The 14,438-nt window shown below is 51.3% G+C and carries 15 protein-coding genes and 1 riboswitch; of the genes, 4 read left to right on the forward strand and 11 right to left on the reverse strand.

Going from position 1 to position 14,438, the window contains the following annotated elements:
* Positions 1 to 47 precede the first annotated feature (47 nt).
* From ACFRAM_RS18575 to ACFRAM_RS18590, 4 genes are read right to left on the reverse strand one after another with little or no spacing between them, the layout of a single operon-like run.
* Positions 48 to 902 carry an ABC transporter ATP-binding protein gene (locus tag ACFRAM_RS18575; protein ID WP_379467121.1) on the reverse strand — a complete coding sequence of 285 codons (855 nt, stop codon included), beginning with the start codon at positions 900 to 902 and terminating at the stop codon, positions 48 to 50.
* 18 nt (positions 903 to 920) lie between these two features.
* Entirely contained in the window at positions 921 to 1,682 is a 762-nt protein-coding gene (locus tag ACFRAM_RS18580; RefSeq protein ID WP_379467122.1) for an ABC transporter permease, read from the reverse strand.
* Complete coding sequence (locus ACFRAM_RS18585) at positions 1,679 to 1,972, reverse strand: MTH1187 family thiamine-binding protein (RefSeq protein WP_066374901.1); 294 nt, start codon at positions 1,970 to 1,972, stop codon at positions 1,679 to 1,681. The genes ACFRAM_RS18580 and ACFRAM_RS18585 overlap by 4 nt, the downstream gene beginning before the upstream one ends.
* A 37-nt stretch (positions 1,973 to 2,009) precedes the next feature.
* Positions 2,010 to 3,068 carry an ABC transporter substrate-binding protein gene (locus tag ACFRAM_RS18590; protein ID WP_379467123.1) on the reverse strand — a complete coding sequence of 353 codons (1,059 nt, stop codon included), beginning with the start codon at positions 3,066 to 3,068 and terminating at the stop codon, positions 2,010 to 2,012.
* Between the two features lie 216 nt (positions 3,069 to 3,284).
* Positions 3,285 to 3,396: riboswitch (TPP riboswitch) on the reverse strand.
* A gap of 137 nt (positions 3,397 to 3,533) precedes the next feature.
* On the opposite strand from ACFRAM_RS18590, the gene ACFRAM_RS18595 reads away from it, so the two are divergent.
* Positions 3,534 to 3,890: an Hpt domain-containing protein gene (locus ACFRAM_RS18595; protein WP_379467124.1), complete on the forward strand. Its 357-nt coding sequence runs from the start codon at positions 3,534 to 3,536 to the stop codon at positions 3,888 to 3,890.
* A gap of 9 nt (positions 3,891 to 3,899) precedes the next feature.
* Here the strand turns inward: ACFRAM_RS18595 and ACFRAM_RS18600 are convergent, their stop codons facing one another.
* Together ACFRAM_RS18600 and ACFRAM_RS18605 are read right to left on the reverse strand one after the other, a co-directional pair.
* Entirely contained in the window at positions 3,900 to 5,354 is a 1,455-nt protein-coding gene (locus ACFRAM_RS18600; RefSeq protein WP_379467125.1) for a hypothetical protein, read from the reverse strand.
* Between the two features lie 72 nt (positions 5,355 to 5,426).
* The gene (locus ACFRAM_RS18605) at positions 5,427 to 6,641 is read right to left on the reverse strand and encodes an MFS transporter (RefSeq protein ID WP_379467126.1); all 1,215 of its coding nucleotides are present in this window, start codon (positions 6,639 to 6,641) and stop codon (positions 5,427 to 5,429) included.
* Positions 6,642 to 6,805: 164 nt separating this feature from the next.
* Here ACFRAM_RS18605 and ACFRAM_RS18610 point away from each other — a divergent pair, with 164 nt between their 5' ends.
* Together ACFRAM_RS18610 and ACFRAM_RS18615 are read left to right on the forward strand one after the other, a co-directional pair.
* The gene (locus ACFRAM_RS18610; RefSeq protein ID WP_379467127.1) at positions 6,806 to 7,246 is read left to right on the forward strand and encodes a pyridoxamine 5'-phosphate oxidase family protein; all 441 of its coding nucleotides are present in this window, start codon (positions 6,806 to 6,808) and stop codon (positions 7,244 to 7,246) included.
* A 276-nt stretch (positions 7,247 to 7,522) separates the two neighbouring features.
* A complete protein-coding gene (locus ACFRAM_RS18615; protein ID WP_066374889.1) occupies positions 7,523 to 7,888 on the forward strand; it encodes an ArsR/SmtB family transcription factor in 366 nt (121 codons plus the stop codon).
* A gap of 57 nt (positions 7,889 to 7,945) precedes the next feature.
* On the opposite strand, the gene ACFRAM_RS18620 is transcribed toward ACFRAM_RS18615, so the two are convergent.
* The 3 genes from ACFRAM_RS18620 to ACFRAM_RS18630 all read right to left on the reverse strand — a co-directional run bounded on the left by ACFRAM_RS18620 (position 7,946) and on the right by ACFRAM_RS18630 (position 9,959).
* Complete coding sequence (locus ACFRAM_RS18620; RefSeq protein WP_379467128.1) at positions 7,946 to 8,707, reverse strand: CPBP family intramembrane glutamic endopeptidase; 762 nt, start codon at positions 8,705 to 8,707, stop codon at positions 7,946 to 7,948.
* Positions 8,688 to 8,888: a helix-turn-helix transcriptional regulator gene (locus ACFRAM_RS18625; RefSeq protein ID WP_379467129.1), complete on the reverse strand. Its 201-nt coding sequence runs from the start codon at positions 8,886 to 8,888 to the stop codon at positions 8,688 to 8,690. The genes ACFRAM_RS18620 and ACFRAM_RS18625 overlap by 20 nt, the downstream gene beginning before the upstream one ends.
* Before the next feature lie 108 nt (positions 8,889 to 8,996).
* On the reverse strand, positions 8,997 to 9,959 hold the full coding sequence (locus tag ACFRAM_RS18630; protein WP_379467130.1) for a cation diffusion facilitator family transporter: 963 nt from the start codon (positions 9,957 to 9,959) through the stop codon (positions 8,997 to 8,999).
* A gap of 226 nt (positions 9,960 to 10,185) precedes the next feature.
* Between ACFRAM_RS18630 and ACFRAM_RS18635 the strand changes: the two genes are divergently transcribed.
* The gene (locus tag ACFRAM_RS18635; RefSeq protein WP_379467131.1) at positions 10,186 to 12,435 is read left to right on the forward strand and encodes a heavy metal translocating P-type ATPase; all 2,250 of its coding nucleotides are present in this window, start codon (positions 10,186 to 10,188) and stop codon (positions 12,433 to 12,435) included.
* A 70-nt stretch (positions 12,436 to 12,505) separates the two neighbouring features.
* Here the strand turns inward: ACFRAM_RS18635 and ACFRAM_RS18640 are convergent, their stop codons facing one another.
* Positions 12,506 to 13,468, reverse strand: a complete 963-nt coding sequence (locus tag ACFRAM_RS18640; RefSeq protein ID WP_175370861.1) for an L-lactate dehydrogenase — start codon at positions 13,466 to 13,468, stop codon at positions 12,506 to 12,508.
* A 300-nt stretch (positions 13,469 to 13,768) separates the two neighbouring features.
* Positions 13,769 to 14,269 carry a CcdC family protein gene (locus ACFRAM_RS18645; protein ID WP_066374857.1) on the reverse strand — a complete coding sequence of 167 codons (501 nt, stop codon included), beginning with the start codon at positions 14,267 to 14,269 and terminating at the stop codon, positions 13,769 to 13,771.
* Positions 14,270 to 14,438 lie beyond the last annotated feature (169 nt).

Consider the following 14,438-nt stretch of genomic DNA (forward strand, 5'->3'; position numbering starts at 1 on the left):
CCTAAAATAAACCCAGTTTCGCCTTTGTGTGCGGAACTGGGTTTATTTTATACTCGACTCTTGGCCTGCTCCTCGCGCATCCACTGCGAGAGCTGACGCTTCAGCGCGAGGAATTCTGGCGTATCCGCAATCTCCTCGCGGCGCGGGCGTGGGAACGGCACATCTACCGTGTGCAGAACCTGGCCAGGACGACCGGAGAAAACGTAGATACGATTCGAGAGGAGCAGCGCCTCTTCAATGTTGTGGGTGATGAACAGCACGGAGCGGCGGTTCTCCTCCCATAGCTCCAGCAGCCAGCGCTGCATTTCACTGCGGGTCAGGGCATCCAGCGCACTGAATGGCTCATCCAGGAGCATCAGCTCCTGCGGCGCCAGCAGCGCCCGGAGGAATGCCGCGCGCTGCTGCATCCCGCCCGATAGCATATGCGGGTATGCCCGCTCGAAGCCGGCGAGGCCGACCTTGGCCAGCCACTGACGTGCTTCTTCGCGACTGCCATCCCGGGTAGCGCCTTTGATCTCTTTGGACAGGAGAACATTATCCTCGATGGTCCGCCAGGGGAAGAGCGCAGGCTGCTGCGGCATATAGCTGATTTCTCCGCGCTGGCCGGTAACGATTTTCCCATTCATGCTGACTGTTCCACTGTCCGGCTGCTCCAGGCCGCCGATGATATGGAACAGCGTGCTTTTGCCGCAGCCGGAAGGGCCGAGAATGGTCACGAATTCTTGTTGCTCCACCTTTAGTGAGACATTGTTTAATACAGGAGTAGAGTTACGGCGCTGGGTGAAGGTCTTGGACACGGCGCTGACTTCCAGCGCAGGCGGCAATCCGTGCAGTCCGGCAGCGCTAGTTCTAATCTCGCTTTTCACCGGCTCATGCGGTGGTGTATGTGTGAGTTGAGACATTTCGGGAATCCCTCCTTTCTACGGGTTGCGGCGCGGCTTCCAGCGCACCAGCCATTTTTCCAGTAAGGCGATAATAGCGAAGAGCACCAGACTCAGCAAGACAACAATGACGATGGCAACGAACATCCGGTCGGTACGGTAGGCTGATTTTTGCAATTGCATATAATACCCGATCCCCTTGTCGGCGCCGATCCATTCGGCAACCACGGCCCCCATGACAGCATAGGTGGCGGAGATTTTAACCCCGGAGAAGATCGCGGGCAGAGAATGAGGCAACTCCAGCTTGGTGAAAATCTGCCACTTGCTCGCCCCCGCCATTTTCATATAATTCAGCATCACCCGGTCGCTCTGTGCCAGCCCGCCCATGGCGGCCACGGCGACAGGGAAGAAGCAGACCAGCGTAATCAGCACCATCTTGGGCAGCAGTCCGAAGCCAAACCAGATGACAAGCAAGGGACCTAGGGCGATGGAAGGCACGTTCTGGCTCAGAATCAGCAGCGGGTAAAAAGCACGCTTCGCCCAAGGCATCAGGTGCAGCAGCAGCGCCACCACAAGCCCTACACCGGTGCCGATAGGAAAGCCGATCAGCGTCAGCTTCAGCGTAGCCAGCGTATGCTCCCAGATGCCGGCTGGATTACCTGCAAATTCATGACCGATATCTCGGGGACTGGGCAGAATCCATTTTTCAATATCAAAAAAGGATACCGCTAGCTGCCATACCGCTAAAAAGAAGACGACCGCCACAATGGGCGGCCATATCTGCTTCCAGGACGATCTCACGGGCGATATTTCTCCGTCAGTTTGTCCATGCTGATTCCGTTCGGATTGTGGGCGATTTTGATCTGGGAGATCACGCTCGGGCTGCCGGCTTGGACCAGTGCTTCATGCATCTCGCGCACGACTTCTAGCAGGTCGTTCAGTTCGCCTTCCATTGTCGTTTCGAGCGGATTCACCTGATGCTTCACACCCGACTTCTGAATGACCTCGATCGCTTTATCGACATAAGGGATGGAATCCTCATTGTTAGGGGTTTTAGGGATAACTTGAATGCTTAGCAGTGTGTTCGCCATGGTTGATTCATCCTTTCGATTATCAGTAATGTTTGAATTATTGTGCGGGCAGGAAATCATTCGTAAACGCCTTGGTGGTATCTACTGGTTTCTCAAGCAGCTTAAGGCCATACATCCAGTCGGCATAGTTCTTCCAGACCTCAGCCTTTTGTTCGCCCCAGCGCGGCGCATCATCCTGATATTTTGGACTGAGCCATTTCTGACTGGCCATCACAAGCTTCGGATCGAGATCAGGGACGGCTTTGATCAGAATGTTCGCGGCATCCTCTGGATGCTCGATGGCGTATTTATAGCCTTTAGAGGTCGCTTTAACGAAGGCTTTGACGATCTCGGGATGCTCGGTGATCTCTTTCTCGCTGGTGGTCAGCACAGGTGTATAATAATCGAGCTGTGGAGCGTAGTCCTTTACATAGAGCATGTCGATGGGTTCCCCGCGCAGTTCAGCTTCAATACCGGTCCAGGCATAGAAAATCCAGGCGAAATCAATATCCCGCTTCACAGCTGTAAAAAAGTCGGCTTCGCCCATATTGATGATCTTTACCTTTTTGACATCGGCACCTTCCGGGTCCATGATAGCTTTGAGTGCTGCTTCTTCCACCGGGGAACCCCAACCTCCATATGTTTTTCCTTCAAAATCCTTCGGAGAGGTAATCCCCTTGCTCTTCGGGGCCGCAAAACCAGACGTATTATGCTGTATGATGGCAGCAAGCGAGACCAGCGGTACGCCTTGCAGACGGGCCAAAGTCAGGCCTTCCTGATATCCGATACCAAAAGCGGCTTCACCAGAAGTAACCATCGTGTCCGCACCAGCTGCTCCGGGCTGCACAATCTCAACATCCAGTCCCTCTTCTTTGTAATACCCAAGATCTCTTGCAACATACACCCCCGTGTGGTTCGTGTTCGGTGTCCAGTCGAGCGCGATCTTGACTTTGGTCAGTTCTTGCGGCGTGCCTGACTCCCCGGCAGAGGCTCCGGTGTTTGTCTTGCCCGCTTCCTTGTTGCCTTCGGCAGAGTTGCTGTTATTGCTGCCGCATCCGGCAATGGCGATAACGAGCAGACAGGTCAGGCCCAGTATAAGCAGTTTCTTGACTCCCATTTTCTTCTCTCTCTCCTTTTGGTACCGTTTCTCTGCAGTGACTGCGTCAAATCCGGCGAATTCCCCGTCTTCACACCGTCACCCGCCACCTAAAATACAGGCAGCGCGATTCAATTCCTCATGAATTGTGTTAATCGGAAATATACCATAAAAAAAAAAGCGTCCCGAAGATGAACGGGACGCGGCTTTGCGCAAGGATGGCATTGGCTCTAAAGCAGCCATGCTCAATTATGGTTCCTACGCTGGCATTATCCAGATCAGGTATAAGGGTCAGTATCTTGAGGGATACACTCTCAGCCGGCCAATTCCAGCCCCCCTGGTGCTATGAAGTTAACGGGTGATGCTTCTTGCTTACGGTGTAATTATAGACTCCCGTCTTTTCGTTGTCCAGCAGCTTTGTTGTTCATTTTGAAGTTGGAGGCAGGAAAGAGGGTTATCATAAACTATTTAAGGGGTGGGATTATCATGAAAAATAACCAACATTTAATTGACGAAGAGACGGTAGCTAGCATCAAGGCACTGGATGAAGATGGCGAAGGATTGTTCGCCGGACTGATTGGGATGTTCAAGACCGATACGCCGCCGAGATTGGAGGCGCTTCGGCTAGCCTTGGACAGTAGCGATTCCGCGAGCATCGCCGGAATTGCCCATAGCCTGAAGTCAGGCAGCCTCAGTATTGGCGCGGGGTACTTTGCTTCTCTGTGTGCAAGTATTGAGCAACAGGCCCGGCGGGGGGATCTAACCTCCTCACGGTCGCTAGATTCCCTGCTGGTCTCTGTTTTTACTGATACATGTCGTGCGTTGGAGCAGCAAATGGAGTAGTAACGAAGGCTAATTCTGATATTTGAATTTTTTCCGGCGGCGGCTCCGGATGCTGTTCCAAATCTCCCGCACAGTCAGGATAATGCTGATGACAATGCCACTGAAGGTCAGCATTAACGCGAAATACTGGAATAAGGAATATTGCAGCATTTTGCCCCATTGAATACTTCCTTCCAGGTCGTCGATCACTTGATTCATTCCGTATATACCGCTTACCACAGTGAAGACGGTCAGAATCATCAGCAGCATATCCCGTCGTTTCGACTGGAACTTCACTTGGTACTGAAACAGATCATTTAGTGTCTGCTTCACCTCGTCGAATAGCGCATCATTGCCATAAACTTTGCGGAGCTGGAAGAAAATCTCCCGGCCCTGCGACTGTGAGATCAGCTCCAGAAAATAAAATTTGGCCGAGAATTTATTGATGTAAAAGATCAGATCCTCAATAGCGTCATCATCCCGATTGATGCGGAGCCGGGAGTGCATATTCGCGAGCTTCAGGAGGACAATCTTGTGAAACATGCTAAGTAGCAGGCCATAATAGTATTCGCCATACATTTGATTGGCAAGCTTTACGGCGAGTGGGCGTTCCGCCCGGCTGATGCAGCAGAAGGTCTGTTCATTGGTCATATAATACGTCTGGGGGCCCCAGCGTTTATAGGTATGCTCCTCGCAATATTGTTCAATGTAACCAGGATCGCTCGCGCTGATGTAGGGCCGACCCGCGGCATCCAGTCCATCCAGCTGGGAGGCACGGTAGCGCATGCTCAAGGGGATTTCGTCGGCATCTCCTTCCGGTTCCAGACCATAAAAGGCTTGCACCAGCATACGTTCATCCACAAAAAAAGGCAGCGTTTCGAAATAAGCCCCGTTCAGCTCGGACTGGTCCAAAAACGGCTTCAGCCCTTCCGCCAGATAATTAAAGATAAAATCCTCGACCTGACTAAAGGTTCGTTCTCCGCTATGGATAACCGTCTGTTCGTCCTGCACACTGACATTCTCAAGGGTACGGAAGCGATCAGCAAATTCCAGAGCGATGCTGAAGGGGATCTGTTCTTCCTCAATCTGCACCCGCAGGGTAACAAATCCGGTCTGAAACGGGCAAATGAACAGGTCTGTGGAGAGTACTCGGAAGGCTACATTCGCTTGTGACATTTCCATCCGGCAGGACAGACCATTCACACGCGAGAAGCGGCGGAAGGAATCCTCGTCATCCTCCTGAGGGAACAATAGGTGGGCAGCGAAAGGCAGATAGGTGCGTTCCATTTTTTCATGGGATACACAGTATTCATTGCCATAATAAGCGCCTTCCAGTTCTTTTTTATCGAGGGAAAAAGAAGTGTATCCGCTCTTTCGTAGCTCAGAGATCAGTCGTGCAGACGCTCCCTGCTTGATGGAGAAGGGAAAAATAAACTGGAGCAGCGCGGTATGAAGTAGGGGTTCGGTAGATAGCATATCCATCATGAGTTCCACCTTATGTGCAGGATATCAATACAATCTACATTACCCCAAAAAGCGAATTGTGATTACCCGGCCTCAATGGCCGGGTGTTGTGTGTCCGGAATCCCGTCCGGGACGTATTCTCCATGCAGCAATGCTGAGCAAGAAGAGGACAGTAGCAAATGCCGCAAGTAGTCCGGCCGTTTGTGCCGCTTGTAGGTGATCCATTGACCAGCCGGTAAGCAGCGGCAGGATTGCTCCGCCAATGCCGCCGGAGGCAATCATGATGCTTGGCGTGGATTCCTCGGTGCCCGGCATTAATTTGCTGGAGAAGACCAGTGCGATGGAGAAGAGGCCGGACATGAACAATCCCAGTAGAATGATAATGATAAAGGCCACAAGACGGTGTTCAGTGAATGGAAACAGAGCCAGTAACACCACAGTCAGCAGGCAGCTGCCCAGAACATAGACGCGGTAAGAAATTTTCTCGGCGAGCACCCCGGCGAACAGCCGTCCTATCGACATAGCCAGCCAGAAGCAGGTAACGGTCAGGGCTGCCCCTGATTCCGACATGCCCAGCTTGGCAATGAAGATGGCGGGCATGAAATTCACCAGGCTCATTTCCGTGCCTACATAGATAAAGAAGAAGACAATGAAGATCCCGAGTATGAACCACTGTTTGCCCTTGTAAGGAAAGCGCGGCGTGTGACTGTCTGAAGTCTCGTTCGTCACTGGGCGGCGTGGACCGCGGTCATCCAGCAAGGACTGTAGCTTGCCGAACCGGCCCTTGCTCCAGAAGATCAGGGCAACTAAGGAGAAGGCAGCTACAATCAGGAAGCTCAGCTTCCACCAGCCGAAGGCGATCAGGCCGCTGGAGATTAAAGGCATAAGCAATGCACCGACGCCGAATAGAACTTCAAGCCTACTCATGGCAACAGCGGTGCCTTCTGTGACTGCGGCAATAATGACCGTGCCGATGACGGCTTCGACCATACCAAAGCCAAAGCCTGCGGCAACAGCGATAACATACATCCAGCCCCACGGTGGTAAGAAGGTGTAAGCAACCTCGGCAACAAGCAACAATGCAGTGGCAATGAGAATACCGCCGCGCTTACCGAAGCGGCGATTCAGAAAGGGAGAAATCAATACACCGGCCAGGAAGCCGGCAAATTGGGTGAAGATCAGCTGCCCGCCAGCGCTGTAGCTCTGGTCATAATGCTCCAAGAGCACGGGGAGAATAGAACCCAGTACTACATGAGCCAAGCCGATCACAAAGTAGGAGAGACAGCCAAGCCAGATCAATTTTTTCACGTTGGAATACTCCTTAACAAGTTAAGTTTATGGAACCGCACCCGGATTCAATATGCCCAGAGCGGGTACACTATCTTAAGCACAATCATTATCATAAGTCTAATTGGCAGATGTGGATATATAAACTTATATTTACACTCGCCAGGAAGGAGATGTCTTGAATAATGAATCCAAAGGATCTGGAACAGAGCATCATCAAAGCACTGGATGACAACAAGTTCGGCTCTTTCGGAACCGTTGAAGCGGGGAACAAACCGAAGGTGCGTTACATGGCGGTCTTTCATGATGGACTTAAAATTTATTTGGCAACAGACCGCAAAACCCATAAGGTAGAGGAACTGAAGGAGAACCGTAACGCTTTTCTGCTGCTTGGCTATGAAGCCGGCGGGGGGAAGGATATACTGGAGATTGAAGCGACCGTAGACATTACAAAGGACGAGAGCCTTCGTTCCAAGGTCTGGAATAAGGATCTGGAGCCATGGTTCAAGGGACCGGAAGATCCCGATTATGTCATTCTGGAGCTTACCCCGTCACGTATCGAATATATGGGCAAAACACAGGAACATGGTGTCTGGGAGAGACAACCAGCAGGCAGTGTAAAGTAATCCTATATTAAACGAGCAAACAGCAAGCTTCCTATAACGGGGCTTGCTGTTTGTCATTCTCGGCTTAGGGTGAATAAAAATTGCGATATAGCCTCGCTGGCAATGCCGCCCTACATTAGGACGTCTGAGAGACCCTCAACCTTCCGCTGGAGCAGTTAATGTTCGTTGTCTGCGGCGTTAGCGCTTCCATGGACAGCAGATCATCTTTTTCTTATAATAGATGAAAGTGATCGGGTGATCCGGTGAATCGACAGAACTGTGGAGGAGGGCGAAGTCATGGAGCCAGCAGCAATTGAAGAGTGCGACAACACATGCCACGGTTCAGAGTTGGAACCGGAAGACGTGTCCTTAATTCTGCCTGACCGGGAGACAACAGACAAGATGGCCGAGATGTTCAAGGCACTAGGCGATCCGACGAGAGTGCGTCTCATCTATGCTCTGTCACAGCGGGAGCTGTGTGTGCATGACCTGTCCGATATTCTGGATATGGGCCAGTCTGCCGTATCCCATCAGCTGCGGTACTTGCGGAACTTGCGGATTGTGAAGCGTCGCAAGGAAGGTAAGACGGTGTATTATTCGTTGAACGATGCGCATGTGGAGCAGATCTTCATGCAGACGCATGAGCATATCAGACATGAATAACTATTGATGCATACAGCAATAGACCGCCTATGGCGGTCTATTTTAGTGTATGGCTATTTAACCGGCTCGGTCTATTCCCGAAGGCACCGGTGTTCTTTTTAAAGATAAAGCAATCCATATCGCATAGGCAGCAAGCACCACCACGATAAGGAGATCATAGCCGATAAAGCCTTCGGGACTATCATTGCCCACGAATCGAATCAGGTTATGTAAAAAGTGGAACAGAATCAGTGGAATGATATTATTATTCTTCACCATCAGCAGAGCCAACACTATTCCTATAAGAAGAGCGTATACGATCTGAAGCAGGGTCTCAGTGAGATTTTGTCCGGAAAGAGCATTCAGAATGTGGGTGACTGCAAACAGGATACTGGACGTCGCTACGGCGACCTTCACGCTCTTGGTCAGCAGCGTCTTCAGGATTAGTCCCCGGTAGAGGCCCTCCTCCACGAATCCCACCAGCAGGGTGAAGAAGAGATAGTATAATGCATCGGAAAGTTCGATTTTTCGAAATCCATTTAACGTAGTAATAATAAGGATTAGCAGCAGCGGAGTATAATAAATCCAGTTCGCTGCAGGAATGCTACCTAGCGGGCGAAAGCCCATATAGCTCCACTTGTGCCTGATTGTAAAATAGGCAATTAAGACAAGCGCGATAGGGACAAACGCAATAAGCACAGGTGCAGTGTAGCTGAGCTGTTTGATGGTAGCGTAGGCTCCGGCGGCTATCATGGCGACCAGTAGCAGCCCTTCAATAATAACAACGGCCCATACCGGGTGTCTCTGTGAAAATGAAGAATTAACCTTCAGGTTTGTCATTGCAGAGCCTCTTCCTCTCCATAATTTCTTTTAACCACTGCTTCTCCACCATCCCCTTATCGGTCAGTCGTTTGAGTACAGGGTAGAGACTGCCAAAATTGGCCGTGTGAAAAATCTCTACGGAGCTATCAAAGGTTTTTTCAAACCAGAGCTGCTCCCGACCCCTTCCATTAACATCCATTTGACGCAATTCATAATTACATTTATTTGTAATAATGTCAAACGTTTATTTCAGTATGTAAAAAAGCTGCCCTGGCCATAATCAGGATGGCGGGGCAGCGCTAAAACTTTACACCTTTAACTCTCCGTGCTGGAATGGGGAGGTCTCGATCTGGATGGTAGTATGATTGATATTATATTTATCCTCGATTAGAGTAACTGCTTGCTGCAATATTTCCTGAGCTCTTCTGTCATCTTCAATCCGCAGGTGGCAGCTTAACGAATTGAGTCCTGAGGTAATGGTCCAGATATGCAGGTCATGAACGTCGGCAACACCGCTAATTTGTAGCAGAGTTTGTCTGACCTGATCACTGTTAACTGCAGGCGGTGTCCCTTCCATAAGGATGTGGAACGAATGTCTGAGCACGCCCCAGGCACTTTTGAGTATCAGAAGAGCCACCAGCACACTGATAATTGGGTCAGCTGCATACCAAGAGAACAATTGCATGATCACACCAGCAACAATGGCCCCGACTGAACCAAGAGCATCACCAATAATGTGGAGATAGGCACTGCGCACATTGAGGTTATCTTTCACATCACCTTTGCGTATCAAGACCCAGGCGCTCACCAGGTTGGCAAACAAACCAATGGTAGCGATGATTATCATAGAGCCGCTGGCGACAACGGGTGGTTCGAGCAGGCGCTGCCAGGCTTCCCGGATAACAAGTCCGGCAATCACGAACAGCATCACGCCGTTGAATAGTGCGGCCATGACCTCAAAGCGGTAGAAGCCGTAGGTATTTTTGGAGGAAGCCGGTTTAGCGGCAAATATCATTGCTACAAGGCTCAAAGCCAGCGAGGCAATATCGCTGAGCATATGACCTGCGTCGGAGAGTAGGGCAAGACTATGAGTGAAGAGTCCGCCGAAGAACTCCACGAACATGATCCCCGAGGTAATGATGAGGGCAATCAAGAGCCCTTTTTTATTATTAGGTGCGTGCGAATGTCCATGATGATCATGCGTATGATCGTGATGGGAATGCCCGTGTTCTTCATGAGAATGTCTGCCGGATTGTGGATGATGGTTCATAGAAAGACCTCTTTTCAAATAACATATGAATAACTGATCATATATTAATAATAAATGCCTGAACCAGGGATTTCAAGATGTTTTGAATAAAGTGGAGACATTTCATTATTCTCAGATAGGAGGAGGGAAATTATGCATATGCACATTGACACTCCAAGATTGGAAGGCATATAATGTGGTTAAGTTAACATATGAACAAATACTCATATATGATTATTTAAGGGAGATGAGTAGTTTGAATACGATTCAGGGAACGGTAAAACGCCAGTGGGAGCTGGAAGGGCTGCACTGTGCAAACTGTGCAATGAAAATTGAAAATAAAGTGGGCAAGATCGAGGGGGTGTCCTCCTGCTCCGTGAATTTCGTGACCAAGACGCTAACTATGGTTACCGATGAGAACCATGCGGAAGCGGCCGGGGTGGAAGCGGCGCGGACCGTCACGGCGCTGGAGCCCCATGTGAAGCTAAAGGAGAAGCTGGCTGGAGGCAGAGCGATCCCGCAGGCTAAATCCGGTCATGAGCATGGGCCTTCACATGAAGAAAAGGGACATACACATGATCATGGACATGGGCACGCCCATGGCGATGAGGATGGTCACGGGCATACGCATTCCCATGGGGAAGGCGACACGCGCCGAATCTTGACCCGCCTGGCAGGCGGAGGGATTCTTGCAGCGGCAGGCATGCTGCTGCCGGTCAACGGAGCTGTCGAACTGCTGATCTTTCTCGCCGCTTACTTTATTGTCGGTGGCGAGGTGGTGCTGCAGGCAATCAAGAATATCGTCAGAGGTCAGGTGTTTGACGAGAACTTCCTGATGGCGCTGGCAACGATCGGCGCATTTGCGATTGGGGAGTACCCGGAAGGGGTCGCTGTAATGCTCTTCTATCAGGTCGGGGAGCTGTTCCAGGGCCTGGCGGTGAATCGTTCGCGCAGATCGATTACGGCGCTGATGGATATTCGCCCCGAGTTCGCCGAGCTTAAAGTCGACGGCGGTACAAGACGTGTCTCGCCAGAGGAAGTGGCGATTGGTGACATTATTCTCGTCAAGCCCGGTGAGAAGGTTCCGTTGGACGGAACTATCCTTGAAGGTAGTGCGATGATGGATACCTCAGCGCTGACAGGTGAATCGGTACCACGCTCTGCGGGTCCGGGCAGCAAGGTCTTGAGCGGGTTCATTAACCGCAACGGGGTAATTACCGTGGAAGTTACGCAGACATTTGGAGAGTCGGCAGTCTCCAAGATTCTGGAGCTGGTGCAGAATGCGTCCTCCAATAAAGCTAAGACAGAGAACTTTATTACCAAATTCGCTCGTGGCTATACGCCTGTAGTAGTGATCACAGCGCTGCTGCTGGCTGTTGTTCCACCGCTTCTGATCAGTGGAGCAACCTTCTCTGACTGGATTTACCGGGCACTGGTCTTTCTCGTGATCTCTTGCCCTTGTGCGCTGGTCGTGTCGATCCCACTTGGCTTCTTCGGCGGTATCGGGGCCGCTTCCCGAAGCGGTATTCTCGTGAAGGGCAGCAATTACCTGGAGGCGCTCAATGATGTTAAGGTCGTTGTTTTCGATAAGACGGGTACCCTGACCAAGGGGCAGTTCAAGGTCACTGGCATATATCCGGCGGCAGGCAGAAGTAAAGAAGAGCTGCTTCGCACGGCCGCCTATGCGGAGAGTCATTCGAACCATCCGATTGCGGAATCTATTCGGGCCGCTTACGCTGAGGAAATCGCTAAGGATGCCATCACGGATTATAACGAAATTTCCGGTCACGGCATCTCCGTGAATGTGGACGGCAAGGCCGTTCTGGCCGGGAATGCCCGACTGATGGAACGGGAGGGCATTGCTTATCAGGTGCCGGAGCAGAGTGGCACATTCGTGCATATCGCGACCGGCAAGCAGTATGACGGATACCTCGTCATTGCTGACGAGGTGAAGGAGGATTCAGCGCGGGCCATCTCGGCGCTGAAGGGACTTGGCATCCGCAAGACGGTCATGCTGACCGGCGATGCTGCTTCTGTGGCGGAGGCTGTAGGCCGCGAACTCGGCGTAGACGAGATTCACGCCGAGCTGCTGCCGCAGCATAAGGTTGAGGCTATTGAGCGGCTGGAGCGCGAGAAGAGCGGGCGGGAAAAGATTATTTTTGTCGGGGATGGAATCAACGACACTCCAGTATTGGCGAGAGCAGATGTTGGCATCGCGATGGGCGGACTAGGCTCGGATGCGGCAATTGAAGCTGCGGATATCGTCATCATGACCGATGAGCCTTCGAAGATTGCCACCGCCATCGGCGTGGCTAAGCGCACACGGAGAATCGTCTGGCAGAACATTGGGTTCGCACTTGGTGTTAAGGCGATCTTCCTTCTGCTCGGCGCATTCGGGATCGCGACGATGTGGGAAGCGGTCTTCTCGGATGTTGGTGTCACTGTACTGGCTGTACTAAACAGTGTTCGCGCACTAAAAGTTGAACAACAAGGTTAAATCCATTATAAAACCTCCAGTGTCTGCACATTTATGAGTGCTTACGGACTGGAGGTTTTTTGGTTTGTTCTTATTCAGGCTGAGAGAGACTGAGGCTGCTAATTCCTGAACGCACGATTTCACAAGAAGCGCCGAATTTAACGGACTCCTCATCATTCAGGTTCAGCTCCAGCAATTCATGGATGCCGCTGCGCCCAATAATGGCAGGCACACCTGCACATACATCCTCCTGCCCGTATTCTCCTTCCAGAATTGCCGAGACAGCAATAATCTTGTTCTCATCGTTCAGGATAGCCCGGGTAATGTAGGCCAGGGCACTGCCGATTCCAAAATGTGTTGAGCCCTTGCGGGTAAAGATCTCCCAACCGGCATCCTTTGTCTTACGGGCGATGTCGTCCAGATCCAGGTGACTGAATCGTTCGCGATGCTGCTCCATAATGTGGAGTATAGGTTTGCCGCCAATGGTCACATGTGACCACGCAACGAACTGGGACTCCCCATGCTCGCCTAGCGCGTATCCGTTCACGCTGCGAGGGTCGATGGAGAAAACATCGGATAGCAGCGTCTTGAGCCGGGAAGAGTCAATGGAGGTGCCTGTGCCGATCACCCGGTGCCGGGGGAGTCCGGACATTTTCCAAACCATATAAGTGACGATATCGACCGGATTCGCCGCAATGACGAAGATGCCGTCGAAGCCGCCAGCCATAATTCCGGCCACAATTTCTTTTGTTATTACAGCTGCAGCGTCAAGTACATCCAGTCTGGTCTGACCAGGCTGCGGGTTAGCACCCGCCGTGAGAATAACAACATCCATTCCAGCACAGTCACTGTAGGTTCCGGCGTATACCTTAGTTCGGGTACCTGTGAAATCCATGCAATGGGAGAGATCCAGCGCCTGAGCCATGGCCCGGTCGTAGGTCCGGTCGATCATCATGATCTCATCGCAGATCGACTGATTAACCATGGAGTAGGCACAACTGGAGCCCACCATTCCGGAGCCGACAATCGCTACTTTTCTTGTTTTACTCTTCAATTTGTAAATCCCCGCTCTCTCAAAAAAGTCTGCGATTTGCTGCTTAAAGTTTTCTTGCGCATATCTTTATTCTAGCCGATCATCCAGAAAGTTACCTGACATACAGTGAAAAAAGCGGAGGGAGCGTGTCCCTGTTCATCTCAGGTTGTACATTAAATCAGCGGGCTTTCGTGAGGATAGATACATTGCTACATGCCGTTGTTCGCAAATGTATTGTCTGCATTAAAAAGAGCATTCATCAAACCGTTAGGCTTGTTGAATGCTCTGTCGTGAGATAGTGCTACCGTCCTCGGACTAAGATTAAGATTGTGGAATCCGTGTTTCTGGCGGCACGATCACATTGTAGCGTTTATACATGAACAGTCTCCAGTGGACAATCATGCCAAAGGCCAGGATGAAGAACAGCCCCCCGGATTGCGGTACCGAGACATAGCGGTTAATGAACTCATGCAGCAGTGTGCGGACCAGTAGCAAGCCGAGTAGAATAAACGCGAAGCTCTTGGAGCGCTGGGCAAATACCTGTCCGTCCCGTTGCTCGAAGCTTGTTGTACGGATAAGCGGGTAAGCAAAGATGAACCAGCCGACCAAAAAGGCAATAGCTGCCCACCATAGCGGAAACCTCACCTCCGGGACGACGAACATGGCAAAGCCAGTTGACATGCCGAGGGGGGGAATCCATATTTTGCGAATGGTAACCGGGCGGGCGCTGGCCTTCAGCCGAATAAAGATCACCATCAATGCCATGATAACGGCCCCCACGGTGGAACCGATATGCAGTAGCGAGGGGTTGATGCTGCCCATAATTCACGACCTCTCTGTGATTTGAGTCACTTGTGCCTTCATTATAACAGAAAAATGATGGCAAAACATTGAAGCCTCCGTGAGGCTCCTCGCAATATGTGGCCATTGGCATGGGGGAGCTGCAAGCTCAAAAAAACCTGCCGGGCTCAGGCTCCGGCAGGTTTTCCAT

Source organism: Paenibacillus sp. NPDC056722 (assembly GCF_042790635.1).
Lineage (GTDB): Bacteria > Bacillota > Bacilli > Paenibacillales > Paenibacillaceae > Paenibacillus_AQ > Paenibacillus_AQ agri.

What these genes read in the sequence shown, in the direction of transcription:
- ACFRAM_RS18575 (WP_379467121.1), bottom strand. Translation starts at nt 902, where the DNA reads ATGTCTCAACTCACACATACACCACCGCATGAGCCGGTGAAAAGCGAG.
- ACFRAM_RS18585 (WP_066374901.1), bottom strand. Translation starts at nt 1,972, where the DNA reads ATGGCGAACACACTGCTAAGCATTCAAGTTATCCCTAAAACCCCTAAC.
- ACFRAM_RS18590 (WP_379467123.1), bottom strand. Translation starts at nt 3,068, where the DNA reads ATGGGAGTCAAGAAACTGCTTATACTGGGCCTGACCTGTCTGCTCGTT.
- ACFRAM_RS18595 (WP_379467124.1), top strand. Translation starts at nt 3,534, where the DNA reads ATGAAAAATAACCAACATTTAATTGACGAAGAGACGGTAGCTAGCATC.
- ACFRAM_RS18600 (WP_379467125.1), bottom strand. Translation starts at nt 5,354, where the DNA reads ATGATGGATATGCTATCTACCGAACCCCTACTTCATACCGCGCTGCTC.
- ACFRAM_RS18610 (WP_379467127.1), top strand. Translation starts at nt 6,806, where the DNA reads ATGAATCCAAAGGATCTGGAACAGAGCATCATCAAAGCACTGGATGAC.
- ACFRAM_RS18615 (WP_066374889.1), top strand. Translation starts at nt 7,523, where the DNA reads ATGGAGCCAGCAGCAATTGAAGAGTGCGACAACACATGCCACGGTTCA.
- ACFRAM_RS18620 (WP_379467128.1), bottom strand. Translation starts at nt 8,707, where the DNA reads ATGACAAACCTGAAGGTTAATTCTTCATTTTCACAGAGACACCCGGTA.
- ACFRAM_RS18625 (WP_379467129.1), bottom strand. Translation starts at nt 8,888, where the DNA reads ATGGATGTTAATGGAAGGGGTCGGGAGCAGCTCTGGTTTGAAAAAACC.
- ACFRAM_RS18630 (WP_379467130.1), bottom strand. Translation starts at nt 9,959, where the DNA reads ATGAACCATCATCCACAATCCGGCAGACATTCTCATGAAGAACACGGG.
- ACFRAM_RS18635 (WP_379467131.1), top strand. Translation starts at nt 10,186, where the DNA reads ATGAGTAGTTTGAATACGATTCAGGGAACGGTAAAACGCCAGTGGGAG.
- ACFRAM_RS18645 (WP_066374857.1), bottom strand. Translation starts at nt 14,269, where the DNA reads ATGGGCAGCATCAACCCCTCGCTACTGCATATCGGTTCCACCGTGGGG.